The 26,320-nt window shown below is 56.9% G+C and carries 22 protein-coding genes; 14 read left to right on the top strand and 8 right to left on the bottom strand.

From position 1 onward, the window contains the following. Positions 1-6 precede the first annotated feature (6 nt). The 9 genes from iadA to M0G74_RS07545 all read left to right on the top strand — a co-directional run bounded on the left by iadA (position 7) and on the right by M0G74_RS07545 (position 11,106). A complete protein-coding gene (gene iadA / locus M0G74_RS07585) occupies positions 7-1,188 on the top strand; it encodes a beta-aspartyl-peptidase (RefSeq protein WP_160153258.1) in 1,182 nt (393 codons plus the stop codon). Positions 1,189-1,193: 5 nt separating this feature from the next. Continuing rightward, positions 1,194-1,595, top strand: a complete 402-nt coding sequence (locus tag M0G74_RS07580) for a helix-turn-helix domain-containing protein (protein WP_248215890.1) — start codon at positions 1,194-1,196, stop codon at positions 1,593-1,595. Between the two features lie 119 nt (positions 1,596-1,714). Further along, entirely contained in the window at positions 1,715-2,926 is a 1,212-nt protein-coding gene (locus tag M0G74_RS07575) for a cyanophycinase (protein WP_248215886.1), read from the top strand. A gap of 582 nt (positions 2,927-3,508) precedes the next feature. Then, positions 3,509-4,858 (top strand): aspartate aminotransferase family protein, encoded by a 1,350-nt coding sequence (locus M0G74_RS07570; RefSeq protein ID WP_160153261.1) that lies wholly within the window; start codon positions 3,509-3,511, stop codon positions 4,856-4,858. Positions 4,859-4,933: 75 nt separating this feature from the next. Further along, positions 4,934-6,319 carry a glutamine synthetase family protein gene (locus M0G74_RS07565; RefSeq protein ID WP_248215883.1) on the top strand — a complete coding sequence of 462 codons (1,386 nt, stop codon included), beginning with the start codon at positions 4,934-4,936 and terminating at the stop codon, positions 6,317-6,319. Between the two features lie 367 nt (positions 6,320-6,686). After that, on the top strand, positions 6,687-7,496 hold the full coding sequence (locus tag M0G74_RS07560) for an OmpW family outer membrane protein (protein WP_248215881.1): 810 nt from the start codon (positions 6,687-6,689) through the stop codon (positions 7,494-7,496). 264 nt (positions 7,497-7,760) lie between these two features. Then, positions 7,761-9,182, top strand: coding sequence for a glycosyltransferase family 4 protein (locus M0G74_RS07555; protein WP_248215880.1), 1,422 nt, complete (start codon positions 7,761-7,763; stop codon positions 9,180-9,182). Then, complete coding sequence (locus M0G74_RS07550; protein ID WP_248215877.1) at positions 9,182-9,958, top strand: class I SAM-dependent methyltransferase; 777 nt, start codon at positions 9,182-9,184, stop codon at positions 9,956-9,958. Before M0G74_RS07555 ends, M0G74_RS07550 begins: the two co-directional genes overlap by 1 nt. Before the next feature lie 74 nt (positions 9,959-10,032). Next, positions 10,033-11,106 (top strand): prenyltransferase/squalene oxidase repeat-containing protein, encoded by a 1,074-nt coding sequence (locus M0G74_RS07545; protein ID WP_248216181.1) that lies wholly within the window; start codon positions 10,033-10,035, stop codon positions 11,104-11,106. Here the strand turns inward: M0G74_RS07545 and M0G74_RS07540 are convergent. Continuing rightward, entirely contained in the window at positions 11,032-11,712 is a 681-nt protein-coding gene (locus M0G74_RS07540) for a class I SAM-dependent methyltransferase (RefSeq protein ID WP_248215874.1), read from the bottom strand. The two genes, M0G74_RS07545 and M0G74_RS07540, sit on opposite strands and share 75 nt — an antisense overlap. Positions 11,713-11,935: 223 nt before the next feature. Here M0G74_RS07540 and M0G74_RS07535 point away from each other — a divergent pair, with 223 nt between their 5' ends. Both M0G74_RS07535 and M0G74_RS07530 read left to right on the top strand, forming a co-directional pair. Continuing rightward, a complete protein-coding gene (locus M0G74_RS07535; protein ID WP_348983695.1) occupies positions 11,936-12,616 on the top strand; it encodes an acyltransferase in 681 nt (226 codons plus the stop codon). 34 nt (positions 12,617-12,650) lie between these two features. Further along, positions 12,651-13,160, top strand: coding sequence for a shikimate kinase (locus M0G74_RS07530; RefSeq protein ID WP_160153267.1), 510 nt, complete (start codon positions 12,651-12,653; stop codon positions 13,158-13,160). Positions 13,161-13,251: 91 nt separating this feature from the next. Here M0G74_RS07530 and M0G74_RS07525 read toward each other — a convergent pair whose 3' ends face one another. Continuing rightward, positions 13,252-13,722 carry an Lrp/AsnC family transcriptional regulator gene (locus M0G74_RS07525; protein ID WP_010131435.1) on the bottom strand — a complete coding sequence of 157 codons (471 nt, stop codon included), beginning with the start codon at positions 13,720-13,722 and terminating at the stop codon, positions 13,252-13,254. A gap of 260 nt (positions 13,723-13,982) precedes the next feature. Between M0G74_RS07525 and M0G74_RS07520 the strand changes: the two genes are divergently transcribed. Further along, positions 13,983-17,534 (top strand): indolepyruvate ferredoxin oxidoreductase family protein, encoded by a 3,552-nt coding sequence (locus M0G74_RS07520; protein ID WP_248215870.1) that lies wholly within the window; start codon positions 13,983-13,985, stop codon positions 17,532-17,534. Positions 17,535-17,636: 102 nt separating this feature from the next. Here M0G74_RS07520 and M0G74_RS07515 read toward each other — a convergent pair whose 3' ends face one another. Both M0G74_RS07515 and M0G74_RS07510 read right to left on the bottom strand, forming a co-directional pair. After that, positions 17,637-18,878, bottom strand: a complete 1,242-nt coding sequence (locus tag M0G74_RS07515) for a porin (RefSeq protein ID WP_248215866.1) — start codon at positions 18,876-18,878, stop codon at positions 17,637-17,639. Between the two features lie 450 nt (positions 18,879-19,328). Beyond that, positions 19,329-20,264, bottom strand: a complete 936-nt coding sequence (locus M0G74_RS07510) for a TraB/GumN family protein (protein WP_248215863.1) — start codon at positions 20,262-20,264, stop codon at positions 19,329-19,331. Positions 20,265-20,616: 352 nt separating this feature from the next. Between M0G74_RS07510 and M0G74_RS07505 the strand changes: the two genes are divergently transcribed. Beyond that, complete coding sequence (locus tag M0G74_RS07505) at positions 20,617-21,798, top strand: glycosyltransferase (protein ID WP_248215861.1); 1,182 nt, start codon at positions 20,617-20,619, stop codon at positions 21,796-21,798. 17 nt (positions 21,799-21,815) lie between these two features. Here the strand turns inward: M0G74_RS07505 and M0G74_RS07500 are convergent, their stop codons facing one another. The 4 genes from M0G74_RS07500 to M0G74_RS07485 all read right to left on the bottom strand — a co-directional run bounded on the left by M0G74_RS07500 (position 21,816) and on the right by M0G74_RS07485 (position 25,750). Further along, positions 21,816-22,838, bottom strand: a complete 1,023-nt coding sequence (locus M0G74_RS07500) for a glycosyltransferase family 4 protein (protein WP_248215860.1) — start codon at positions 22,836-22,838, stop codon at positions 21,816-21,818. 262 nt (positions 22,839-23,100) lie between these two features. Next, positions 23,101-23,673 carry an acyloxyacyl hydrolase gene (locus tag M0G74_RS07495; RefSeq protein WP_248215857.1) on the bottom strand — a complete coding sequence of 191 codons (573 nt, stop codon included), beginning with the start codon at positions 23,671-23,673 and terminating at the stop codon, positions 23,101-23,103. Positions 23,674-23,807: 134 nt separating this feature from the next. Beyond that, entirely contained in the window at positions 23,808-24,959 is a 1,152-nt protein-coding gene (locus tag M0G74_RS07490; RefSeq protein ID WP_160153274.1) for a sigma-70 family RNA polymerase sigma factor, read from the bottom strand. A gap of 338 nt (positions 24,960-25,297) precedes the next feature. Then, positions 25,298-25,750, bottom strand: coding sequence for a hypothetical protein (locus M0G74_RS07485; RefSeq protein WP_248215856.1), 453 nt, complete (start codon positions 25,748-25,750; stop codon positions 25,298-25,300). Between the two features lie 165 nt (positions 25,751-25,915). Here M0G74_RS07485 and M0G74_RS07480 point away from each other — a divergent pair, with 165 nt between their 5' ends. Beyond that, positions 25,916-26,293, top strand: coding sequence for a hypothetical protein (locus M0G74_RS07480; RefSeq protein ID WP_160153276.1), 378 nt, complete (start codon positions 25,916-25,918; stop codon positions 26,291-26,293). Positions 26,294-26,320 lie beyond the last annotated feature (27 nt).

Genomic DNA, 26,320 nt, shown 5'->3' with positions numbered 1-26,320 from the left:
TCAAATATGTCTCAAATCATACTAGTTAAAAATGCACAGGTATTCGCACCCCACAAACTGGGGATTTGCGACGTGCTGGTGGCCGGCGGACGGATCGCGAAGATCGACCAGAATATCGATTTGCCACAAAGCATTGGTGATGTCGTGGATGCGGACGGAGCCTGGCTGATGCCGGGACTCGTGGATACCCTGGTCCACATCAGCGGCGGCGGCGGTGAGGGCGGTTTCGCATCCCGCACACCCGAATTGAACGCGCGCGATGCCCTGCGTAATGGCGTAACGACGGTGATCGGTGCTTTGGGCACAGACGCAGTGACTCGTACCCTGAATGAAATGTATGGCAAGGCCCGGTCGCTGGAGGCGCAGGGACTCACTTGTTACATGCAAACGGGTTCCTATCAGGTCCCGGTAAATACCCTGACCGGCAGCATTCGCAGCGACATTATGCTGGTCGACAATATTATTGGGGTGGGTGAGCTCGCCATTTCAGATCATCGATCCTCGCACCCAACACGGGACGAGCTGGTACGTATCGCGGCCGATGCGCGGGTGGCCGGTTTGCTCAGCGGCAAAGGTGGTGTGGTCAGTGTGCATGTGGGTGATGGTGCCGGCCAGCTGGCGCCATTATTTGACGCGGTGGAAAACTCTGAAATTCCGATTACCCAGTTTTACCCCACACATATGAATCGCAATGCATCCCTGCTTGCGGATGGTGTGGCATTTGCCCGTGCCGGTGGCTTTATTGATTTCACCACTTCGACCACCGATGAAATCCTGGCCAGCGGTGAAATGCGGGCGAGCAGAGCCCTGAGGATTGCGCTGGAGCAGGGGGCCCCGGTTGATCAGCTGACATTCTCCTCTGACGCTCAGGGCTCGCTAACCAATTTCTGCGACCAGGGGGAGCTGCAGGACCTGGAAGTCGGTTCCATTGGCAGTCTGTTTGATGAGTTTCGCCGTGCCGTTCGCGAGGAAGGTATTGAACTGGCGCAAGCGCTGAAAGTGGTTACCCGCAATCCCGCCCGTGCCCTGGGTCTGAAGCGCAAAGGACAGATTTGCACCGGGCGCGATGCGGACCTGCTGTTGGTCGACCCGGATCGTTTTGAATTGACCCATGTGATGGCGCTCGGTCGCTGGCAACTGCTTGATCGGCAGGGGCGTGCCGAACGGGGCGCGACCGAGGAGCGGTAGCAATCGTGACGGACGACCACTACTTGATGAGAGAGGCCCTGGCGTTGATGGAGAGCAATCTCTCCGAGCCGTTACTGACGGGGGAACTCGCTGCTTACCTGGGTGTTTCATCGAAAAAGCTGGAGCGGGTATTCCGGCGTTGTGGCTTCCAGCTGCCGGCTCGGTTCTATCTGGACTTGCGGCTTGAGCGGGCTCGCCAACTGTTACGCGGTAGCAGCTTACGTATCGATGAAGTGGGGCGAAATTGCGGATTTTCATCCGCATCCCATTTCAGTCGTTGTTACCGCGAATTCTCCGGGCATTCGCCGCGGGAGGAGCGTAAAACGCACGCAATGCAGGCCCCGTGCCGGTTACATTTTCATTGCGCGGATTACACATGGTTGTTCTCTGCAGGACATCCGGGATAAGCGAGAGAAAAAATATGAGTGGGTTTGGAAAAATTCATCGGTTTTTATTGCTGTGTATCTTGTTGGGCCTTGGGCTGTGCGCGAGCGCGGCTACGGAGTCTAAACAGGATGCAGGCAAGTTGTTGATCGTCGGCGGAGCGCTGCGCAGTGACAACGCGGCGGTTTATCGCGCGTTTATCGCGGCAATCCCCGCGGAATATCCCGAAGTGGCGATAGTCCCCGCCGCATCGGGTCGCCCGGCATATTATGCTTCCCTGTTTATTGAAGACCTGCGCAAACATGGCTTTGACGGGAAGGTTCGGGTACTGCCGATTGCCCTGGTGGACGACCCGGCAACGGACAAGGTAAATGAAGGCGATTGGAACAAAGGTGGCCGCGACCAGGAGCTGGCGGCGAGCCTGAAGCGTGTGGGCGGTATCTGGTTCGTGGGCGGAGACCAGACACGCATTACACAAACGTTGACGCAGACGGGAAAAGATCAAGGCGAGAATAGGTCGGCAAATACGAGCAGTGATCTGCCCGTTCTGTCGGCTATCCGTGCGCAGTTGGCAAAGGGAGCCATTGTTGGCGGCACCAGCGCCGGCGCCGCCATCATGAGCGCCAGCATGATTGCCGCGGGCGATTCCCTGAGTGCGCTTACTCTGCCGGTTGCTGACGAGTACGCCGGTATGGAAAGCCAGGAGGCGGGCCAGCTGATGTTGTCCGAGGGGCTCGGATTCCTTCCTGTTGGTGTTGTAGACCAGCATTTTGATCGCAAGGCGCGCTTGGGGCGTCTGGTCCGGGCGCTGGGTACCATTCCGGCGGCTGCGGATCGACTCGGGTTTGGCGTGGACGAAGATACCGCGATTCTGGTCGATCTAGCAGAGGGAGATATGGCGGTACTGGGTGCCGGCAATCTGGTACTGGTCGATGGTCGCTCTGCGCGCTTTTCCAGTGACACGGCGGCGTTTGCCTCCTCCGGAATTGCACTTTCGGTAATGAGCGCCGGTGACCGCTATCACTGGCGAACAGGACGCTTCTCTATAGAGGGTGGTGACACGGTGAACAAAGAGGCTTTTGCTTACACGCCGCATCAGGGCGCCGGGATTACGCTACCAAACGGGCGCCTGGATCAACTACTGGGTTTTTCGTTGCTGGACAACCGGGACAGTGGTGAGTTGCGCCGTTACAGCTTCGATGAGAAGACAGGGAAGGGTGTGTTGTTCCGCTTTCGCCAACTGGAGACCAGCCGGGGGTATTGGCGCTACGGTTCTGGTACCAAGGATCAATACTCGGTGGTCAATGTCGCCCTGGATATTGAGCCGGTGGCGGTGACGCTCTCACGTCGCTGACCACAGATTTGTGCGCGGTTTACACGCGCCTGTTCATACCAACTACCAAACACAGCAACTACCAAACACAGCAATTACCGATCACACCAGCTATCGACCGGTCAGTCCCTGCAGGGGCTGACCGGCTGCTCATCTCTCGCGGGTTGTCAGGTGCGCGACCTTCCGGTTCTACTTCTGTTTCTGCTTCCGGCTCCTGCTCTCTCGTCTTTTATCTCTCATATCGGGCTCTTTGGATTGCTTTAATGGGCCATTTTCCTCCCGACTGTACAGGCGCAACTGTGAGCCGGAATCTGGGGCACTACTCTTTGGGTCTGGTCTTTGGGTCTGGTCTTTGGGTCTGGTCTTTGTGTTCAGATCTGGTCTTTCGTTTAGACCTAGTTTCGTTGGGATATTGTCGTTCGCTCAGATTTTGTGCGCAGGGCTTGTGCGGTGGTTGCTCAGGTAAGTGGTTCAGGGAGTTGGCTGAGATTCCGGTTGCACCTTTCATATTCCTGCCGCTAAAATGTGATCACATTTTGCTGGTCGCGCTTCAGGCTGCTCTGCAGGCCCATTGAAGGCGGTAATTGAATCAGGAGTGAGTTCATGAACAAAAGCCAATTACAACAACATGACCGCGAGCATCTGCTGCACCCGTTTACCGATTTTCACGATCTCGGTAGGCAGGGCACCCGGGTGATTACCAGTGCAGAAGGCGCTTACATTACCGATATCGACGGTCACCAGATGCTCGACGGCATGTCCGGGTTGTGGTGCTGTAACCTGGGCTACAGCCGCCGTGAAATCAGCGAGGCCATCTACGAGCAGCTGAACAAGCTGCCGTTCTATAACAGCTTTTTCCAGTGCACCACGGTGCCCTCCATTGAGCTGGCAGATATGCTGGCGGAAGTGACCCCGGCGGGCATGAACAATGTGTTCTTCACCGGCTCTGGTAGTGAAGCCAATGACACCAATCTGCGCATCATTCGTCGCTACTGGGATTTGAAAGACCAGCCGGAAAAGCGCATCGTCATCTCCCGTAAAAACGGTTACCACGGTTCTACCATCGGCGGCGCCAGCCTCGGTGGTATGAGTGGCATGCACAAACAGTTCCAGGCGCTGGATTACATCACGCATATTGACCAGCCGTACTGGTTTGGCGAGGGCGGCGACCTGTCACCGGAGGAGTTCGGTATTCAGGCAGCCCGTCGTCTGGACGAGAAAATCCAGGAGCTGGGTCCGGAAAAGGTTGCGGCCTTTATTGCCGAGCCGATTCAGGGCGCGGGCGGTGTGATCATCCCACCGGAAACCTACTGGCCGGAAGTGAAGAAAATCCTCGATCAGTACGACATCCTGCTGGTGATGGATGAAGTGATTTTTGGCTTTGGCCGTACCGGTGAGTGGTTTGGTGCCGACTACTATGGCATGAAGCCGGACCTGATGACCTTCGCCAAGGCGGTAACCAATGGCTACTTCCCGCTGGGCGGCACCATGGTCAGCGACCGTGTGGCAGACGTCATCAAGGCCAAGGGGGGAGAGTTCACCCACGGATATACCTACTCGGCGCACCCGGCCGCCTGTATGGCTGGTCTCGCGACCTTGAATATCCTGCGGAACGAAAAAATCATCGAAAACGTACGCGACAATACCGGCCCCTACCTGGCCAAGCGCTGGGCGGAACTGGCGGACCACCCGATTGTCGGTGAGGCGCGCAGCCTTGGTCTGGTGGGCGCGCTGGAGCTGGTGAACGATAAAGGCGCACGTAGCCGGTTTGATGACAAATGCACCGCCGGTGCCGTATGTCGGGATATGAGTATCAAAAATGGCCTGGTGATGCGTGCCACCGGTGACACCATGATCATCGCACCGCCGCTGATCCTCACCACCACCCAGATCGATGAACTGGTGGAAAAAGCCCATCGCGCACTGGATGATACTGCCAAAGCCATGGCGTAAACTCGGCTAAATGGCCCTCGCTTTCCCTATCTATTGGGTGAGGGCCAACCCTACCCACAAGCGTGAATCGTTTTTATGGCATCAGAACAACAATATCAGCCGTCCGCAGAACTGCTCCGGCAGTCGGAAGAATTCCTCGAGGCGCACCCACATCTCACCTGGGTTGAGGGCTTTGCCTTCGATATCAATGGTGTGCCGCGGGGAAAATGGCTACCTGCCGACTCTGTAAACAAGCTGCTGGGCGGCGCACTACAGATGCCCCGCAGTGCCGTTAGCCTGGATATCTGGGGCCGGGATATTGAAAACAGCCCCCTGGTGTTTGCCAGTGGTGACAGCGACGGGGTCTGCCAGCCGGTTTCTCCGGTGTGCCTGGCCCCCTGGCACCGTGAGCCTACAGCCCAGCTGCATATGCAGTTGTTTGAGGCGGACGGCTCTGTACTGTACGCGGACCCCCGTGCACAACTGCAGAAGGTGGTGACACGGCTCGGCAAACTCGGTTACAAGGCCGTTTGCGCCACCGAACTGGAATTTTATTTGCTGCGGGAAGAGGCGGATGACCTGGGTCGACCGCGGCCAGTGAGTGACAACGACTCCGATCTGGTGCCCTCCACCGATGTGTACGATCTCTCTGAGCTGGATTCCCAGCGGCATTTCTTTGCGGACGTGCGTGCCGCCTGTGAAGAGCAGGGGATTCCCGCAGACTCTATTCTGTCCGAGTGTGCGCCCGGACAGTTTGAAATAAATTTGCTGCACTGTGATGACCCGTTAAAGGTTGCCGACCAGACGCTGCTGTTCAAGCGACTGCTGAAGGGCGTGGCCCGCAGTCACGGTTTGCGTGTCAGTGCCATGGCAAAACCCTTTGGCGAACTTGCCGGCAACGGGATGCATGTCCACCTGAGTCTGGTGGATGCGGATGGCAATAACGTCTTCAACGATGGCAGTGATGAAGGTTCGGATTTGCTGCGCAACGCGGTAGCCGGGATGATGGCGACGGCGAATGACGCCATGGCAATCTTTGCACCCCACGCCAATTCCTACCGCCGTTTCCAGGAAAGCAGCCACGCGCCTCTGAACCTTTGCTGGGGTTACGACAACCGCACGGTGACCTTCCGTATTCCCGCCAGTGATGCCGCAGCGCGGCGCATTGAGCATCGCATTGCCGGCGCCGACGTCAATGCCTACCTGGTGTTGGCAGCTATTTTGGCCGGTGTATGCCACGGGCTGGAGCACAAACTGGAGCCACCGGCTCCGGTAGAGGGGGATGCCTACCAGGTAGAAAGTGAGCAGCTGATTAATGCCTGGGGAGCCGCAGTGGACCGCTTTGAAAAAAGTGCATTGTGGCAGGAGTACCTCGATCCGGAATTTGTCGAATTGTTTGTGTTACTCAAGCGCCAGGAGCAGGCGGAAATCGCATCGCGGGTAACCGATGTGGAGTACCAGAGCTACCTGCAAAGGGTCTGATCCGACGCCAGTTGTTTTTAGGCGTCGATTGCGACTACGAATCAGAGGGTTTGATGACAAGGTAGTTGGTAGCCGTTGCAGCTCTGCTATACCTAAACACAGACAGCTGTGCACTTGCGTACACAGTGCGTCGCAAACTCTCCTCCTGAAAGTGTGTTCGAGAAAACTGGCCCGCCTTATGGCGGGCATTTTTTTTGGCAAGTGAAATCTTGCAGAAATTTCTTCCCATTTGTCGGTTAATGCTTAGGCATTACTTGCTGTTTTCCAGAAAACTCCACCTATACTGAAACTAACCGCACGCACGGGTCACGTTTATTTTGTGGCAGCTGGCGGCAATGGAGCATTTCAGAGTTAAAAGGAGTTACCCATGCGAACCAAGTCCTTAATCCCGCTTGCGATAGCCGCAGCACTTACTACCACACCTGCGCTTGCTCAGTACACCAGCGGCAGTGTCATGGTCCGCGTTGGTGCTTCGTACGTCGATCCGAGCGAAGACATTTTTACACTTACCGAGTCCTTTTTTGTCGACGACCCAAGCACTGGTACTTCTGATGATCCAGTCGATGAGGCCGTCCCGACGGACGTAGTTGTGGATTTGGATCTCGACACGGATACGACCTGGTATGTCAGCTTTGCCTGGATGGCCGCAGATCACTGGGGGGTAGAGCTCTATCACTCAAACTCTGCCGACCTGGATGCGAATTTTGCCGTGGACGTGTTTGCGGACGACGTGCTCACAAACGGTGGCTTTGGCAGCATCGGTGATTTCGAAATGAACACCACCAGCCTGTTTGCCAACTGGTATCCGCTGGACGCAACCTGCATGATCCAGCCCTACGTGGGTGTGGGTGCAGCCTATGTTGATATCGAGCAGGATTTTCTGCGTCCGGTATTCGTTGATGACGGCAGCGCCGAAGGCCTGCTGAATTTCGGCAGCGACTTTAGCTGGACCGCACAAGTGGGTGTGGATTTCAATTTTGGTCGCGACAGTGCCTGGCAGGTGAATGTGTCAGCCATGTATGTGGACGCAAGCCCCGAGCTGGAGCTGGGATATGACCAGCGGGTAGATGCCCCCGGGTTTGTACAGCCAGACTTTGTTCCGGTGCGGGTCCGTCAAGATATGGATATCGACCCCTGGATCTTCAACCTGGGTGTGGGCTACAAATTCAGCTTCTGATCTGACGAATGCTCCAGACGTCAATGCCCCGGTGAATGTATCTCCGCATACACCGGGGCTTTGTCGTGAGCGCCTGGGCAGTTTTGCATCAGTGGCCGGTTAAGATGCCGGATACCTGAAATGGCTTGAGTGAAGTGGACTGAGTAGTCTGGTCTTAATCGTGGACGGATTCTGTCTGGCAGTCATTTCTTCGCCAGTGTATTCTTCGCGTTTTCGGCGCCCGGCTCTCGTTGCGATCGCCAGAACAATAATGACGGGGAATCTATGACCGCCTTGGGAAATCATATAGACGGTCCATCGGCCGAAACCCGGCCTCTGAATATCTGTTTATTGGGGTATCGCAGCCATCCCCACTGCGGGGGGCAGGGTGTTTACCTGCATTATCTCAGCAAGGCGTTGGTGGAAGCCGGCCACAAGGTCGACGTGATTTCCGGCCAACCCTATCCTGAACTGGATCCCCGCGTGCGTTTGATCAAGATGCCGGGGCTCAATCTCTACGAAAACGAACGTCCCGCGCGCGCGCTGAAACTCAAACATCTGCTCAGTTGGGCGGATTTTTTCGAGTGGTTCAGCAAGTTAACCGGCGGCTTTGCTGAGCCATACAGTTTTGGGCGGCGGGTTGCCCACTACCTGCGTCGTCACGGACAGCATTACGACGTCGTGCACGACAACCAATCCCTGTGTTACGGGTTGCTGGAAATTGAGCGACAGGGGTTGCCGGTGGTGGCCACCATCCATCACCCGATTACCCGAGACCGACAGCTAGCACTGGATGCAGCGCCGGACTGGCGTTATCGCCTATTGGTGCGCCGCTGGCACAACTTTCTCGGAATGCAGATCAAGGTTTCCCGCCGGCTGAAAAATCTGGTAACGGTTTCGACGCAGTCCCTGAACGATATTGTCACGCAATTTGGTGTGTCGCCGGCGCAACTCAAATTGATTTATAACGGCATCGATACCGCAGTTTTTGCGCCGCAGCCGCAGATTCAGCCTGATCCCTTTCAAATAATGACCACGGCTTCCGCCGATCAGCCGCTCAAGGGGCTGCGGTTTTTGTTGCAGGCGATGGCGTTGTTACGCCCCCGCTACCCGCAACTGAAGTTACTGGTCATTGGCAAGCTACAGCCTGGTGGCGCTACTGAAACCTTGTTGGAGGAGCTGGGTTTACACTCCACGGTCCGTTTTGTCTCGGGTATTTCCAACCGCGCCATGGTGGAGCACTACGCGTCTTCCGGGATGGTGGTTTGTCCCTCGTTGTATGAGGGCTTTGGCTTACCCGCCGGCGAGGCCATGGCCTGTCAGGTGCCGGTGATTTCCAGCGATGGTGGTGCCCTGCCAGAGGTTGTTGGTGACGCCGGCATCGTAGTGCCGGCGGGGGACAGCGGCGCGCTGGTGCGCGCGATCGAACAGTTATTATCGAATCCGGAGTTGCGGCAGTCGTTGGGTGTGGCGGGCCGTCGTCGCATTGAAGAGCAGTTTTCCTGGCAGGTTGCGGCGGCTCATCTGGTGTCTTATTACCGGGAGATTATCGGTGGTGTGCCGGTTGCAGCAGAAGTGGCGACAGCAACACCGGGCGAAATGCCGAAGCACTCGGCAAGTGGTGCTCGTGCGGCAAAGCCGGTATCGGAATCCGCGATGCCGAGGTCAAACGCTGATGCATCTGACAATCAAGGAGAGGCGGCCTGATGATTACCGTTGATCCGAAGCTGCTTCACCTGAAACCGGGACAACGCGTCCTCGACCTTGGTTGCGGGGAAGGGCGCCATGCCATTCACCTGATGCTGACGGATGCCGTGGATGTATTCGGCATCGACCTGAGTATTGAGGACGTGAAAACGGCGAGTGCGCGTGCGGCGCCCTTTGCCGAGGCTGGAGAAGGGTGTGGTCGGCTGCAATTGGGTGTCGGGGATGCGCTACAGCTGCCGTTTGCCAATGATTTTTTTGATGTCGTTATCTGTTCGGAAGTGCTGGAGCATATTCCGGACTATCAGGGGGTGTTGGCAGAAATTAACCGGGTGCTGAAGCCCGGTGGCATATTTGCTGCCACAGTCCCAGCGTATTTCCCGGAGTGGATTTGCTGGAAACTTTCGTCTGCCTATCACCAGGTTGAGGGCGGGCACATCCGTATTTTTCGTGAAAAACAGCTGCGCGAGAATATCGAGCAATTGGGTCATCAATATTTCGCACGGCACAAAGCGCACGCTTTACACGCACCTTACTGGTGGCTCAAGTGCCTGTTCTGGGGACAGGATGACAAGCCGATTATCTCTGCCTATCACCGCTTTCTGGTGTGGGACCTGATGGAAAAGCCGCGTTTGACGCGCTGGCTCGAAAAGCTGCTAAACCCACTGCTGGGTAAAAGTATCGCGCTTTATTTTGTAAAACCTGCTCAGGTGAAACCTGCCGGGGAGGATGAAGCACTTACCGCTGTTGAGAGCAATCGTCGGGAGGTGGCTGCGTGAGTCAGGTTTCCAGCGCGCGCCGGATTTTGGGTGAAGCGGCGCAGTCACCGTTGTCGACAGAGGTGCCGACCACCATTTTTCCGTCGAACTTTATACGTACCAGCGCCGACTATATCTTGTCGCAACAGCTGGCTGATGGCTGTATTCCCTGGTTTGAGGGGCATTACGCGGACCCCTGGGATCATGTGGAAGCGGCCATGGGTTTGAGTATTACCGGTGAATTTGCCGCGGCAAAGCGCGCCTATGAATGGTTGGCCAGCGTCCAGCTCGCGGATGGCAGCTGGTGGGCCGCCTATAAAAATGGCGGCGTGGACAATCGCGAACGCCGGGAAAGCAATTTCGTGGCCTATATCGCTACCGGAATCTGGCACCACTACCTGATCGCGGGCGAGCGCGAATTCCTGCTGCAATTCTGGCCGGTTGTGGAAAAGGCGCTGGATTTCGTGCTCGCGCTGCAATCGGAACACGGTGAAATTCAGTGGGCAGTGGATGGCCAGGGCGCGCCATTGCAAGACGCGCTCATCACGGGTTGTGCTTCCATCTACAAAAGCCTGGAGTGCGGGATCAATATCGCGGTTACCCTGGGAAGGCCCCGGGCGGACTGGGTTGTGGCCCGGGAACGTCTGGGAGTGGCGTTGCGAGACAAGCCCGAACGTTTTGACCGCACCTGGGAGAGCAAAGACCGTTTTTCCATGGACTGGTTTTACCCGGTGCTTACCGGCGTTTTTGGCGCTGCTGCAGCCAGGGCGCGCCTGCAGAAAAAGTGGCCCGAGTTTGTTGTAGAGGATCTGGGTTGCCGCTGTGTCAACGATGAGCCGTGGGTGACGGTAGCGGAATCCTGCGAGCTGACCATCGCCCTGTTGGCTGCTGGCGAGCGCTCAAAAGCCGAGATCATTTATCGTGGCCTGCACCGCTGGCAGGATAAAGACGGCGGTTACTGGACCGGCTATGTCTATCGGGACCAGGCCGTGTGGCCAGAGGAAAAGACCTCCTGGACGGTGGGTGCCATGTTGCTGGCTGCCGATGCGCTGGCAGGGTTGACGCCCGCCAGCGGGCTATTCACGCAGGTGAATTTATTGAATGCGCCGCAGAATGCCGAGGGTCTTGACCATCTGCACCAGCTCGAACTGAGCGGAAGCCAGCGCTAATTTGTAGATTTCGTAGGGTGCCTGGCCACCATCTTCCGGGTTGGGGAAGATGTCGTGAATGGCCAGGTAACCGCCGGGCACAATGTGCCGCGACCAGCTGCGGTAGTCTGTCAGTGCCGCTTCCAGTGAGTGCCCGCCGTCGATAAAGACCATGCCCAGCGGTGTATTCCAGTGACGGGCGGCTACGGCAGAAGGGGCTACGACCGGCACCACAACGTCTTCCAGGTCAGCTGCACGCATGGTGCTGCGGAATTGATGGAAACTGTCCATCAAATTACTTCGACTATCGAACAGGTCGCTATCGTGGTACTCCTCACCGGGCTGGTGCTCTTCGGATCCGTGGTGATGGTCTACCGCAAACAGCGAGTTGTGCATCAGTTTGCAGGCGCTACCCAGATACACCGTCGATTTGCCACAGTAGCTTCCCACTTCCAGGCAGGGGCCCAGGTCGCTGGCATCGGCCGCTAGGCGGTAGAGGGCGCGGCCTTCCAGAGGGTCCAGAAAGCCTTTTACGGATTCGATATCCAGGGGCAGTTCGAGCGGTTGGTCGAGTGAAAAGTCGAGTGGCGAATCGAGGGGTGAGTCGAGAGAATGCGTGGTTTCCATTTTTTTTCTTCAATTGGTTTGACTGCGCAAGACAGTACCCGCGGTACCGGGTGTTTGCAATGTGCTAAGCGTGCAGTCCCGATGACCATCTTGATGGTAATGATGCGCTGAGGTGCGCAGGAAAGAGCAGTCTGGCGCGGCAAAAAATCACAACAAGAATAGAAGGCGGTTTCTGCAGATAATGCGAAAAGATCATAGACCATATTGGCTGAAACGCCTGCAATTGCGGTTTCGTAACTGGCGCAGTCGTCACTTTTTATTGCCACAGTTTGATGCCATTGGGCGCGAGCCGGAAATTATGCACCCGCCGTCGGTAAAGGTGTTCGGCAGTAATATTTGCCTGGGAAATTTCCCCCACCTGATCTCTACGCCAGACAATTGCATCCGCTTTACCGCCATGGGGCACCGCGGCGGCGATGCCCACATCCGTATTGGCGATTACGTACTCATTTCTCCCGGTGTGCGAATCTCTGCGGGGCAGTCCATTACCCTGGGCGACGCCTGCATGCTGGCGGCGAATGTCTACATCTCAGACTCTGACTGGCACGGCCTTTACAATCGCACCCGCCCATTTCGCTGTACCGCGCCGGTGACGATTGGCAACAATGTCTGGATCGGTGACAGCGCCATCGTTTGCAAGGGTGTTTCCATCGGCGATAACGCGGTTGTTGGGGCCGGCAGCATAGTGACCCGCGATGTGCCCGCCAACGCAGTTGTGGCGGGTAATCCGGCGCGGGAGGTGAAACAGATCAATCCCCGCCGCCGTATGATTACCCGCGAGGCACTTTTCGCTGACAGCTTTCGTCAGGCGCACAATCTCGACGAATTGGATAAAATGCTGCTCACAGGCAATAGCCTGCTGGGGTGGCTGCGGTCGGTGGTATGGCCGCGGCGAGGGGATTAACGCAGTAGCAAGTAAATGTGGAAGTCTAATAACAATGCATAAACAGGGCAGTGTAGTACTGATTGGAATGCCGGGCGCCGGCAAGAGTACCCTTGGGGTGTTACTGGCTAAAGAGCTGGCAAAGGATTTTGTGGATACGGATGTGTTGATCCAGCTGCGGGAAGACAAGACCCTGCAGGAGATCATGAACGAGAGCGATTACCTGAACCTGCGCCGGATTGAAGGGGAAGTGATCGCCGAGGCACAACTGCCCAATCATGTCATCGCGACCGGTGGCAGTGCCGTTTACAGCGAAGAGGGAATGCGCAACCTGCTGAGTTTTGGTCCCGCGGTATTTCTGAATTGCTCTGCCGAGGAGCTGCGTCGCCGCATTCACAATTACGAGAGTCGCGGCATTGCCAAGGCGCCGGGCCAGAGCTTTGAACAGCTCTTTGAGGAGCGCCAGGCGCTGTATCGCCGCTATGCGGATATCGTGGTGGACTGCGATGGGCGGGACCTTGAGCAGGTACTGGGCCAGGTTGTCACCCAGCTGGCAGCCCGCTGAGGATTGCAGGCAGCGTGAAAAAGGCCCCGAATGGGGCCTGATCGTTTTAGCGCTGCACGAATCAGAGCTGCACGTATTAAAAAGGAACTCTTTAAAGGGGTAACTGCGTCGTGTACTTAACCTGCTTCAACGCAAAGGTCGAGTTCACCGAAGCCACATTGGGCAGGTGCACCAGAGAGCGCTTCAGCAGTTGCTCGTAGTGTTCTACGCTGTCTACTACCACACGCAGTACGTAATCTTTGTCGCCACTGGTGGAGTAGCACTCCACAACTTCCTGTACATCCTGTACGGCAGACTCGAAATTGTTCAGTGAGTCTTCGTCGTGGTTGTGAATGGTCACATAGCAGTATACTGTGACCCCAAGGTCAAGTTTGCGCGGATCCAGGAGGGTAACGCGACCACGGATGATGCCTTCGGCCTCCAGGCGCTTGATGCGTCGCCAGCAGGGGGTATGGGAAAGACCCACTTTGTCTCCCAGCTCTGCCATGGAATAATCGGCGTTCTCCTGCAGCGCCCGCAGAATCTTGCGGTCGAAATCATCCAGATCGGTTGAGCGCTTCATATAAACTCCTGTCCTACATTTTCTACATTGGCCGAGATGGCTGTCATAATTCTAAGTGCAAAACTGTAAATAAAGCAATGTTTCATTGTGTCTTAAGCACTAGTATGACTTGACCACGCCGTCGCTATTTTGGGCCGTCTCAGTACAAGTCGTTTAAAACGGCGCCCGATCCGGCGACGCGAGCCTCAAATCACACACAATAATCAGCGGAAGACCGCACAACTGCGGGCCTTCACGTACAAGCGGAAAGAAGTAGGCGTATGAGCGAGCAGAAAGTGAATCCCGGCTCTCAGGCAGCAGTGACCAAACCGGTCTCCCTGGACGACAGATACACCACCCTCAAGGGGCGAGTGCTTCTCTCCGGTATCCAGGCCTTGGTGCGCCTGCCCATCGATCAGATGCGCATTGACCGCGCCCGCGGGCTCAATACCGCTACGTTTATTTCCGGATACCGCGGTTCTCCCCTCGGCGGCTACGACCAGCAGCTCGCCCGGGCGCAGAAGCTCCTGGATGAATACAAGGTGCGCTTCGTTCCCGGTGTTAACGAGGAACTGGCTGCCACCTCGGTGTGGGGTTCTCAGCAGGTAGGCCTGTTCCAGGGCGCCGAAGTGGATGGCGTCTGTGGTATCTGGTACGGCAAAACCCCGGGGGTAGACCGCTCCTGTGATGCCTTCCGCCACGCCAACGCCGCCGGCTCATCGCCCAAAGGGGGCGCACTGATCATCGCCGGTGACGACCACGGCTGTAAGTCCTCTTCTTACCCGGGGCAGTCTGAATTCGCCTTTGTCGATATGCACATTCCGGTACTGAACCCGTCAACGGTGCAGGAAGTGCTGGACTACGGCCTCTATGGCCTGGAGCTTTCCCGCTTCAGCGGCTGCTGGGTGGCGATGATCACACTGGCAGAGAACATGGATAGCGCCTCCACCGTGGAAGTGGATCCGGCCAGTGTTTCTTTTGAATACCCGGAAGTTGAGCGCCCACCGGGCGGGCTCAATATTCGCAAACAGGACAACCCTCTTGAGCAGGAAGAGCGCCTGTGGCGTTACAAGCGCCCGGCAGCATTGGCCTTTGCGCGCGCCAACCAGCTGAACAAGCTGGTACTGGACAATCCCAAGGCGACCCTCGGTATCGTGACCGCCGGTAAGGCCCATCTGGACCTGATGCAGGCCTTTGAAGATATGGGGATCGACGAAGCCCGCGCCCGCGAGCTGGGAATCCGTATTCTCAAGGTGGGTATGACTTATCCGCTGGATGTACCGGGCATTCAGGAGTTTGCCCGCGGCCTGGACAGCCTGCTGGTACTGGAAGAAAAGCGCAGCCTGATGGAAGTACAGCTGAAGGAAGAGTTGTACAACGTGCACCTGCGCGACCCCAATTTCCCCCGTATTCTGGGCAAAGTCGACGAGCACGATAACCCGCTGCTGCCCATGTACGGCGAGTTGTCGCCCGCGGTGGTGGCCCAGGTACTGGGCTACCTGCTGGGTGAAGACAAATTGCACGATCGCGCCAAACACCGTCTGATGCGCCTGGATGCACTGGCTGAGCGTATTTCTGCGCAGGCCGGTTCGAGTGTTGCGCGCCTGCCCATGTTCTGTGCCGGCTGCCCGCATAACCGCTCCACTAGAGTGCCGGAAGGCAGCCGCGCCCTGGCCGGTATCGGCTGTCACTACATGGCCCAGTGGCTGGATCGGGAGACCTATACCTTTACCCAGATGGGTGCTGAGGGGGTCAACTGGATCGGCCAGGCGGCCTTCACCAGCGAGCCCCATGTGTTCGTCAATCTCGGCGACGGCACCTACTTCCACTCCGGCATCCTCGCCATTCGCGCGTCGGTGGCGGCCAAGGTAAACATTACCTACAAGATCCTGTTTAACGACGCGGTGGCCATGACCGGCGGCCAGCCCCACGACGGTGAACTGCACCCGGATATGATCTGTCGGCAGGTGCTGGCGGAAGGGGTGAAGAAAGTCGTGCTGGTGATGGATAACCCGAAAAAGTACGACGGGGTGTTGAGCTTCCCGAGTGAAGTGGAAATTCGCCACCGGGATCATATGCCGGCAGTCATGAAAGAACTGCGGGAAGAGCCAGGTTGTACAGCCATCATCTACGACCAGACCTGTGCCACCGAGCTGCGCAGAAAGCGCAAGCGCGGACTGCTGCCAAAAGCAGAAGGGCGCCCGTTCATCAACGAGCTGGTCTGTGAAGGCTGTGGTGACTGTGTGACCCAGTCCAGCTGTATCGCCGTGGAAAAAGTCACTACCGAACTGGGCGACAAGCGCCGCATTAACCAGACCTCCTGTAACCAGGACATGTCTTGTGTGAACGGTTTTTGCCCGTCGTTTGTCACCGTCAAAGGCGGCAAGCTGAACAAGCGCGCGGGTGTTGGCGATGCCCTCTGCCTGGCTGCAGACAAACTACCTGCGCCGCAAATGCCGGACCTGAAAGAGCCGTTCAACCTGCTAGTAACCGGCGTCGGCGGTACCGGAGTGGTGACCATTGGCGCGCTGCTGGCAATGGCCGCGCACATTGAAGATAAAGCCTGCAGTACCCTGGATCAGACCGGGCTCGCGCAAAAAGGCGGTGCGGTGTACTCCCACGTGCGCTTTGCCGATCGCCCGGAAGCGCTGCAGGCCGTGCGAATTTCTGACGGTCGCGCCGATGCATTGCTCGCCTGTGACCTGATTGCCGCGGGTAACCTGTCCGCCAGTCTCGCCAAGCTGGATGAAACCCACAGCCGCGCAGTGGTTAATACCCATCTCAGTCCCACTGCTGCATCGGTGCTGGGCCGCGAAGATATCCATTCCCCCCAGGCGGTGCTGGACACCATTAAAGAGGCTGTGCAGCAGTTGGACGTGGTCGAGGGGCACAAGCTCACCAAGGCGGCCCTCGGTGACACCCTGGCGGCGAATATCTTCATGCTCGGCTACGCCTGGCAGAAGGGTCTGATTCCCTTGGGCCTATCCGCCATTCAGCAGGCCATTGAACTCAATGGCGTGGCGGTGGAGGGTAACCTGCAGGGCCTGGCGGCCGGGCGTCTGGCCGCGGAAGATCGTTCCGCTCTGAGCGCGTTGCTGTCCCAGGGGGAAGAAAAGCAGCTGCCGCAGGGACTTGAGGAAGTTGTTGCCCATCGGGTGGCGCACCTCACCGGTTACCAGAATGCGGCACTGGCCAAGCGTTACCGCGCGCTGGTGGACAAGGTCAAGGGGGCTGAAATCCTGCGGGTGCCGGGTAGTGAGGCGCTGGCAGAGGTCGTTGCCCACAACTATGCCAAGCTACTGGCTTACAAGGACGAGTATGAGGTGGCGCGCCTGTACAGCGATGGCCGCTTTGTCGAAGCGCTGAAAGAGAATTTCGCCGGTGACTTTGAACTGGAATTCAACATGGCCCCGCCACTGTTGAGCCCGTTCGACAAAAACATCGGACGCCCGCGCAAACTCAAGTTTGGCGGCTGGATGCATAAAGCCTTTGGGGTGCTGGCCAAGTTCAAGTTCCTGCGCGGCACCGCACTGGATATCTTTGGCTATACCACCGAGCGCAAAATGGAGCGGGGTTTAATTGACGACTACGTCAAGCTGGTGGACGAAGTGATCGGCAAGCTCAGTGCTGAGAATCACGCAGCCGCTATCGAGCTGCTGAATTACCCGGACCAGATTCGCGGCTATGGCCTGATCAAGGATGAGAACGTGAAGCTCGCCGAAGAGGTCCGCGGGATGGCCCTGCAACGCTTCTACAATCCGAAAGTGGGGGCTCAGGACGTACCCGTACAGGTAGAGGTGTTTGATCCGGCCAAAGCGCAGCAGGTGGGTTAATACCGGCAGTCGTTTGAAGTCCCAAGTTGGAAATCCGCAGTTTGCAATGAAAAATGGCGAGCCTCAGGCTCGCCATTTTTATGTCTGCGATACGGGGTTGGATTACCAGCCAATCTGCGCCCGAATACCAAACTGATCGGTGTTATCGCCAGTGAAGTCATCGTCACCCATGATGTAATTGAACATAAAGCGCACGTTGCGGTTGGCGTAGAAATTGAGGCCGACGGTCGTGCTGCTCGCCTCCAGGAAATCGTAGTCGCGGTTTTCCATGGTGTCGTAGCGGAAGGTCAGCTCCCAGGCGCCACCCCACAGGCCGTCACCACTGGGTTTGGCGGAGCTGAACGCACCGCGTTTCTTGCTGTAGGCCTTGTGTTCACCGGTCAGCATCCAGCTGCCTTGCACGTACCAAGTGTGGACTGTCTGGTTGTCGATGTAACAGCCGAATTCGGGATCACAGGGGAAGGGCGCGGGGGCGCCGAAATCATCTGCGTAATCCTCTTCCGAAATAAAGAAGTCGCCCTCGAAGCCACCGATTACGTATTCGGCCTGCAGGTACAGCGGTCCGTAGCTACCTGCCAGTTCGAGGCCGGCGGTGGTTGCGTCGCCACCCAGGTTGCCTGGAGTGAGTGCCATCAACTGGGACGGGCCGCGGCGGCCAGCGTAATCTGCTTCGGCAATCAGGTCGGGGGAGTTCCGGTTGGCGTTCTCAAAGCTGACATAGGTGCCAAAGTGCAGCGTTTTTTCGTCCGTGTTGATGGGGGCCCAGGCGAGGCGTCCGGCAGCGCCGACACCTTCATTGCGAGGGGTGCCCGCATCCCGCAGGTTGAAGGCCATCATGCCCAGGGTGAAGCAGTCCATTACCCCGGTCCAGCCGATGCCCTGCTGGAACTGATTGCCGTCGTAGAGCCCGGTAGCGCTGGAAAAAGGGCGCTCCAGCATGGTCAGCTCGTTGGAGCTGGTCATTTCCGCCATGGAGCGGAAGGGCTTGAACTGGCCGATGCGGACTTCACCGTTCAGGAACTTGTGGGAAATAAACACATCGCGGTAACCGCTCAGGGTGTCGCCGCCGGTGAAGTCCTGTTCCAGCACGTAGCCCCAGTCGTAGATGTTGCCCTTCAGGGTAATCCGTGCGCGACGGAAGTCGGTGGTGCTGATGGGATCTTCGATATCAGTGTCAAACAGGTAAGTGTCGAAGTGAATGCGCCCGCCGAGGGAGGCAGAAAAGTTGCCGTCGTCTGAGGTTATCTTTAGACCGCCTTTGGTTTCCGCTTCGTCGGCCGTTGCGGTACCGGAGAGCAGGCTGGTCAGGGCTATGGCCATCAGGCTCTTGTTAAAGCAGTGCATGCGTCAGTTCCTGTGTCGTCTGGTTTATTTGAACGCCGCGGAGTCTAGCAGGCAGCTTTCGCTGTAAGAAATTAGAAACATTTTTGAAACATCTCTTATTCATAAAAACAGATGCACTCAAATGTAATATTTCTGTAACAAGCGAGTGGTAGGAGCCTGGGCCTGGTGCTTGTCAGTTGCCGGGAGGGGCAGCGTGTGTCAACGGGTGGCCGGTGTCGCTAGCAGAAATCGTCACGGGGCGCGGTCACCGCTAAACGTCCGCTTCAGCATAAACCGCGTATTGGGGGCGGGTAATGAATGGGCCAGAGAATGGCGCTGGGAGCTTCGAGTAGGGCTGTTTTCCCTGTTGGCCTGGGGGAGAGGACTCTACACCCATCGCTAGTGTGTCGCCAGTACGTCGCCAGTGATACCGCCAGGGAAGGGATTGCCGCTCCTGGCGATGGGGCAAGTCTAGATTTGCTTGATTGTGAATCCGGATTGCTTCAGGAGTGTGGTGATCGAGGCATCACCCACAAGGTGGCCGGCACCAACGACAACAAACAGTGATTTGTGCTGTTGGCTGAGCGCCTCGATCTTCTTGGCCATCTCCCGGTTGCGTTGGTAAAACAGCAGTTCATACAACTTGGTAAATTCCGGGTGTTCCTTCTGCCCTTCAACAATCACCAGGTTGTACAGCGCATCCTGATCGCCCGATTTCCAGGCTTTGGTGATGCGCGGGACGAAGGTGTCCATCTCGGACAGTTGCTCCAGGGTCTGTTGCAGGTAGAGTTCCGGCTGATCCAGGCTGTTCAGCATGTGCAATTGCTGCAGGACGCTCTCCAGTTCCAGAATGGGTTTTTTGCCCCGGTGTGCCTGAGTGAGAAAGTGGCGGTCGATTCCTGCCGTGGGATCCAGTCCCCGCGCCTGCATTTCCATCAGGCTGAGGGTAATCATGGCGATAGCCGGGCGCAGGCGATTGAAATTCTCTTCCGGCAAATTCCGTTCGCGCAGCCACGCCTGGAGTTGTGCGTAAACCTTCGGTGAAATGTGGTTTTTCAGCTGGTCGCCCGGTGGGTACAGGGATTCGAGCATGACCTGCTGTTGCAGTTTGGGGTCAGACTCCATGGCGATGATGTCTGCCTCCACCACCAGGGCATCACTTTTTTTATAGGCCTCTTCAATGGTTGTGCGCAACGGGTAAAAGCTTTGGTCTGCGAGGTGGATAGACCCCAGTAAATACAGGGTTTGCTCGCCTTTCTTGGCTTCCAGCAATAACCCCCGGTCATTGGCCGCATTGGCGCCATTGCCGATGGTCAAAAATAGTGAGGCGGTTACATACAGTAGCCAGCTGAGGAATTTCGCTTGATTGAAACTGGCTAGTTGCATCCGTGTGGTTTTGATATTCATATCCTGTTATTCATCCTGTTCGTCTCCCGGTCTGGTTGCCCGGTTTAAATACCCAGTACATCGCCCAGTTTATCGGCAAGTCAATCGCGGGATCCTTGCCTGGCGGGCATTGTCATCTGCTGGATCACGGGCAAGTCGCGAATGGCTTCTCATATATGGAGTCGCCAATTGGCCCGGCTGTGACAAAATTCTACTGCATACCACCCGCCTTGTGACCTGGGTCGCCAATGCAAATATTGTGCGCCGTGGCGCAGAAATCAGCTGTACAATTGTTCGTTTCCCGTAGGCGCAAAATAGTGCGGGCGGGTTAAAGTGGGTTTTTGAAAGAATAGGGACGATTGTGGGGGCGGGTATGCGAATAGTACAACTGGTGCCGTCATTGGAGGAGGGCGAACAGGCGTTAGAGGCGCTGGCCTTCGCGCAGGAATTGGTGCGACAGGGGCATGAATCCATTGTGGTCTCCGCAGGCGGCGCGCTGGTTTCCCGGTTGACACTACACGGCTGTCAACACGTTAGTCTACCGGTTGACCGCAAACGCGTTTGGAACTTTCGCCTGCACCGTAAACTGCGCGAGCAATTGGCGGCGTCGCAGGCCGATATTTTATTTTGTCGCGGTCCCCTTTGCTCCTGGCATGGCTGGAAAGTTTGGCGTGGTTTGAACGCGGCGGCTCGCCCCCGCCTGATCACCTCGATCCAGTCCTGGTCGCCGCCAGGTCTTTTCCGCGGCCGACGGGTGAATGCTGCGCTCGCGCGCGGGGAACTGGTGCTGGCGTCATCACGGTTGTTGGGGGCGCAATTGCAGCAGCGCTTTGGCGCCAGGCTGCCCGTTCCCGCACCGGGAGAGGTGGATGCCCCCTCGGAGTCAGTGCTCCGCATCCATTACCGGGGTGTAAACACCCGAGAACTGGATCGCAAGGCGCCGGTTTCCGGGCACTGGCACCAGCGATTACTGAACGATTTCCCGCAGCTGGAGGGGCGCAACTGGTTGTTGCTGCCCGGCACCATTGCACCGGGGCGGGGGCAGGAACGATTCCTGGAATTGCTCGCGGCAATGAAGGGGGAGCGGGCGGATATTTTTGGTTTGATCGTCGGCGATGTCGAGGTCGGGCAGGAAAAATATGCCAGGGCGCTGGAAAAGCGTGCGGAGTCCATGGGGCTTGGGGAGCACGTTTTGTTTCTCGGGGCGCGGCGGGATATGCGTGAGTTGTATGCCAGCGCGCGTATTACCCTCGATCTTGCAGAAAAGCCGCCATCCAATGGTCGTATCGTCAGTGAGTCGCTGGCTATGGGGTGCCCGGCTGTGACATCGGCCGGGCCCGGTAGCGAAATTCTTCAACAATGTTTCCCACAGGGTTTGCTGGAAAATACCGGAGTGGAACATCTGCTTGCTGTTTGTGTCGATATCCTGAATCGCCCCCAGCACATTGATTTTCGCGGCTTCAGTCTCGCCGAGACGACGGCAGAGGTGGTGGGCTGGTTTCACGCATTGCCGGACACAGCACCGCAAAGTGCGGGCCTGATAAACGCAGACTGACTGGCTGGCTAGCGCGACTAGCCGACCAGTTGGGTGTACACCTGCCAGGTGGCTTTTGCCATCGAGTCCAGGGTGAACTCTTCTCCTGCCCGGGAAAAAATCGGCGAGAAATCCTGCTCCCGGGTGGTACTGCTGAGTGCGTGGAGGATTTTTTCTGCCAGATGCGACGGCTCCTGATTGTCGAACAGGTAGGCGTCGGGCAGGTAATCAATCGCATTCCCGGCCCGGCTGGCAAGCACGGGTTTGCGGTGTAGGAGGGCTTCCAGTAGCGTGTAGGGCGTACCTTCAATAGCGGCGGGAATGATGACGAGATCGGCCGCCTGTATAAAGTTGGCAACGCTATTATTGCCGCTGCTTCCGGAAAAAAAGGCCACGCGTTCTTCGATATCCAGCTGTTGAACCTGTTGTTGCAGGTTGTCTTTCTCCGGGCCATCGCCCAGTACCAGCAGGCGCACACCCGACAGCAATGGCATGGCGGCAATCAGTTGATCGACGCCACGGGCTTTTATCAGCCGGCTGGCAATCAAAAGCGTTGGCTTGTCTTCTACTGATAGCGGCAGTATTGGCATGTTTGTTGCGGGAGCGGACAGTTCTACACCATTGGGAATAATCTGCCAGTCCAACTTGGAATTGGCCACGGTATTGTGGCTGATGGCGATGCGCGCATCAAAAGCGCTGGCGAGCTTGTCCCGGGGGTGTCTTACATTGTGCCGGGTGATGACCTGTCGACAATCGGTATAGGGTTGCACTGCAGCGAGTAATTGCGCGGATTTTGATCCGTGGCCGTGGGTAATCTGATATCCCCCTTTGCGGATCAGGTTGGCCAGTCGCCAGACCAGGTTGGGGTGGTGCCGACTGCGGTCAGTATTGAGCGGGATAAACTGGATTTTCTCGTCCAGAGTTGGCAGGTATCTGGGGTGTGCAATGACGGCCACCTGGGTATCGGTGTTTTGTGCCTGCCAGCGCGACAGGTCGGCGACATGCTTTTCCAGGCTGCCGTGTTCACGGCTGGCAATCAAATGACAGATGGCTTGAATCATACGGCTAAACGTCCGATGTCGCTGCTGCGCCGTCATTGGGTTGATCGATAGGAATTATCGGGTTTGGGCTGGATATTCAGTGGCTGCAATATCGTTACGGCGCCAGATTGGCCGATTGCCAATGGTGGCCAATTCGGCGATGTCCATATTCTGATGGTTTTGTGTGACAGTTTTATATCGACACGGGACAGTTTTGTGTTGGGTGTTTAGGGAGGGCGGTTCTGCCGTTTGATAAACAGTATTATCGAGCAGGTGCTGTTGATCAGAATTTGGTGTGCCAGTTCAGCGAGGCAAAGTCGAATCCCGGGTTGGGAGTGTTGGTGTAACCATTGGAAAAATGGCTGTAGCGCAGCGACACGGTATTGCCGCTTTGCAGGGTGTAGCCGGCAGCAAAATGCAGCGAAAAATTCAGATTGGTGGACAGGTCAATCGCACCAAAGCTGCGCTCGGTCAGGTAGGCGGCACCGATGCCCACTTCGCCAAAGATGCCCTGTGCTTCTATGCGGGGGTACCAGCGCACTACCGGTTTCAGTTCCCAAATCTGTTGTTTCTGATCCTGTCCTTCATGCTCTTCCCACATGTAGCTGTAGCTGACTTGCGCCCACCACTGCAGGTGGTGGTTGCTGGGGTAATCGTAAAACTGATATGACCAGTTGGCGCCCACCATCTCGGCGCTGGCAATGGATTTCTGCTGAATCAGCGCATTATTCAGTCCTTTGCCGCCACTCAGGATAAGCTCCTGATCCCCTTTTTCTGCACGCGACTCAGGCGCCAGTGCGAGTCCGAATATCAATACCAGGGTAGAAATGTGATGGGGAGTGGAGGGAAAAGGCATGAAGCAATCGCCAGTTATCGCTGTTAGAGGCTTGTCAGTGCAAGATTAGCCGGATTTGCGCTAATCGCAAGAGAAGCAGCCCGGCGTTGCCGGGCTGCGGATTGGTTATCTTACCGGAAGGGGCAGGGCGTGCACTATCGCCACTGGCGTTTCAGTTGCCTGAGTGCATCGGAATGCAGTTGTCGTGCCCGCTCCTGGCTGAGCCCCAGTTGTTCCCCGATAACGCGAAAGGAGCAATCGCGGTCGGAGATCAGACCGTAGCGCAAGCTCAGTACCGTTCGTTGCCTGGGAGGCAACTTGGCCACCGCTTCCCGCAACCGCTGGGCGAGCTCTTGATTGGAGACCAGCTCATCGGTATTGAACAGCTCATTGGCCGGGGCATAGTCCAGCCGAGTGCTGCTCTGGTCGTCCGCAATCGGGTCATCCAGAGAGCCGGTGGGGCCGGGTAATTTCAGCAGGCTTTGCACCCGCTCCAGATCCAGGCCTGTCTGCTTGGCAATGTTGTCATCGGAAGCAGGCAGGCCTTCCGAGCGCACCTGGTTGATGGCGCGATAGATGCTGCGCAGGTCGTCCTGGACATTGGCGGGTTGCCGCACCAGGTCGTCATTGCGCCGCAAGGTGAGCTGGATTTCCTGCTGAATCCACCAGTAGGCATAGGTGGAAAAGCGGTAACCCATCTGGGGTTTGAAGCGTTCGATGGCTTTCATCAGGCCCACATTGCCTTCCTGAATCAGGTCGATAAACGGCACTGAGGGGTTGCGAAAGCGTTTGGCAATGGCGATGACCAATCGCAGGTTGCACTGAATCAGCTTCTTCCGCTGTGCCTTGAAGCGCTTCATCAGGTTTTGCAGCGAGCTGCGGTCCCGTTGGGAGATATTGCCACTGGCCAGTAACTCGTCGGTTTTGGCGATAATCAGGCCGTGGTCATAAGCTCCGGTGCTGCCTCGCTGTTCGACGCCCTCACTGCGGAGGTCGACCAGTGTCACTCCGCGTTTCTGCAACAGGGCAATGATCTTGTCCTCCAGCTCCCGGAGCAGGCAGGTGGTGGTGTGCTCATCCTCAGGGGTCAGCAGGTCGAGCCGATACAGGTGCTTGAGGTAGTTCTGCATCGGCGTGCCGACATTTTCGCCGAGGGATTCGCCAGACGATGGTTCGTCCTCTGATAGATCCGGGCGGGCCCGGGTGGATTGGGCCGAGTCCTCTTGTGAGAAGTCATCCCCGGCCAGATTGTTGCTATTTTCCTTCAGCCATTCGTCATCCCTGGAGTCGGTATTTACTCGGGACAAAGTCTGAACCTTATGCTGTGGCCAAACGGTGCAGTCTTCTCCACCGTTTGAGCTGCCGTAAAACAACCGGCGTCATCCTTTCGCAGGACTGTGACATGGCGCGGTAATTGCCATGTGGACAAATTGACTATAGATGAAGGTTGAAAGGTGCGCCGGAAAAAGCGGGATTAAACTGGACTGAAGAGTTCTAAACCGGGACGCGGAGGACAAATGGAAAAGGCAACAGGAGAGGACGTCTTAGCGGGGCGTGGGAAATAGCTTCAGGTTATAACCACATCAGAGCTGTGGCTATAACCGTGCCAACTATGTTGAAAGCGCTGTCGAGAGCAATTTAGTGGCTACTGAATGCGTTTGACCCGCAGTGAGCGGCCGCCGGTTTCTTTGCGCATTAAATAAGAACCTAAAGCGCCGCGCTGAATGGTGACCTGCTCGCCGCCTTTCCAGAAATTCCGGGTACTGCTGCCTACCTGACGCCATACCTGGCCGTTATCCAGGGTGAAGGTGAACTTTCCGTGTACGCCTTCTTCGGCACTGACAATCTTTGCGGTGATGGCCTCTGGTGCTTCTTCAATTACCTGTTGCTGCTCCTGCCCAAACTGCTGCTCGGCATGTTGGCGGAGGCTGCCACTGATTTTGTCGTAGCAGGCGAGCCGCTTGTCGTTATCGCTGAACTGGCTGCACTGCTGCAGTTGCTCTTTGAGGGATTCGGCGATGGCCTGGTGTCCGGGGGTCAGCAGGGCGGTCAGGAATAAGGGCAAGGTGATCGAATGGGCGGGGGATATTTTTCTCATAATGTCAGTTCCGATCGTTGAGTTCCGCTGATTCTGTCCTAGTGCGGGTTATTGGACAAATCAAATTGAGTTGCCTGTCACATTCCCCCTGGCTGTGCCGTGGAACAATGGTGTCGCTTAAGCTGTTAAAAAATAACCATAAAGCAACACTGTCAGGGGTTAACAATGAATAAATTAGTCGTTCCCGCTATCGCTATTGCCGCCATCGGCGCTTATTTTTACTACACCAATCTGGATGCGCCTGCGGCTGAGCCACAGCCGGTCGCGGTGGAAGAGCGCATTGTAGAGGACCTGGATGCCGCCGTCGCGGAGGCTAAGGCCGCCGGTGCCAAGGTGAGCCAGTCTGCTGAGGAAATGATGGCTTCTGCTGAGGGCGATGTTTTTGCGGATGTCCCCGAGGCTATGGGGCATGCTTTGGACGAAACATCTGAGTCCGTTGCCGGGGCTGTCGATGACGCTGCAGAAGCAGCATCCGACGCAGCGGAAGAAGTGATGGACGAAGTGGTGGAAGCCGCGGAAGAGGTGGATCATTCGCAGGAGTGATGTGCGCCAAACGCGTACTGGCCGCCA

The sequence above is a fragment of the Microbulbifer sp. CAU 1566 genome (genome assembly GCF_023156515.1).
GTDB lineage: Bacteria > Pseudomonadota > Gammaproteobacteria > Pseudomonadales > Cellvibrionaceae > Microbulbifer.
Note: the sequence above shows the minus strand (reverse complement) of the source record. Positions and strands in the feature narration are given on the sequence as shown.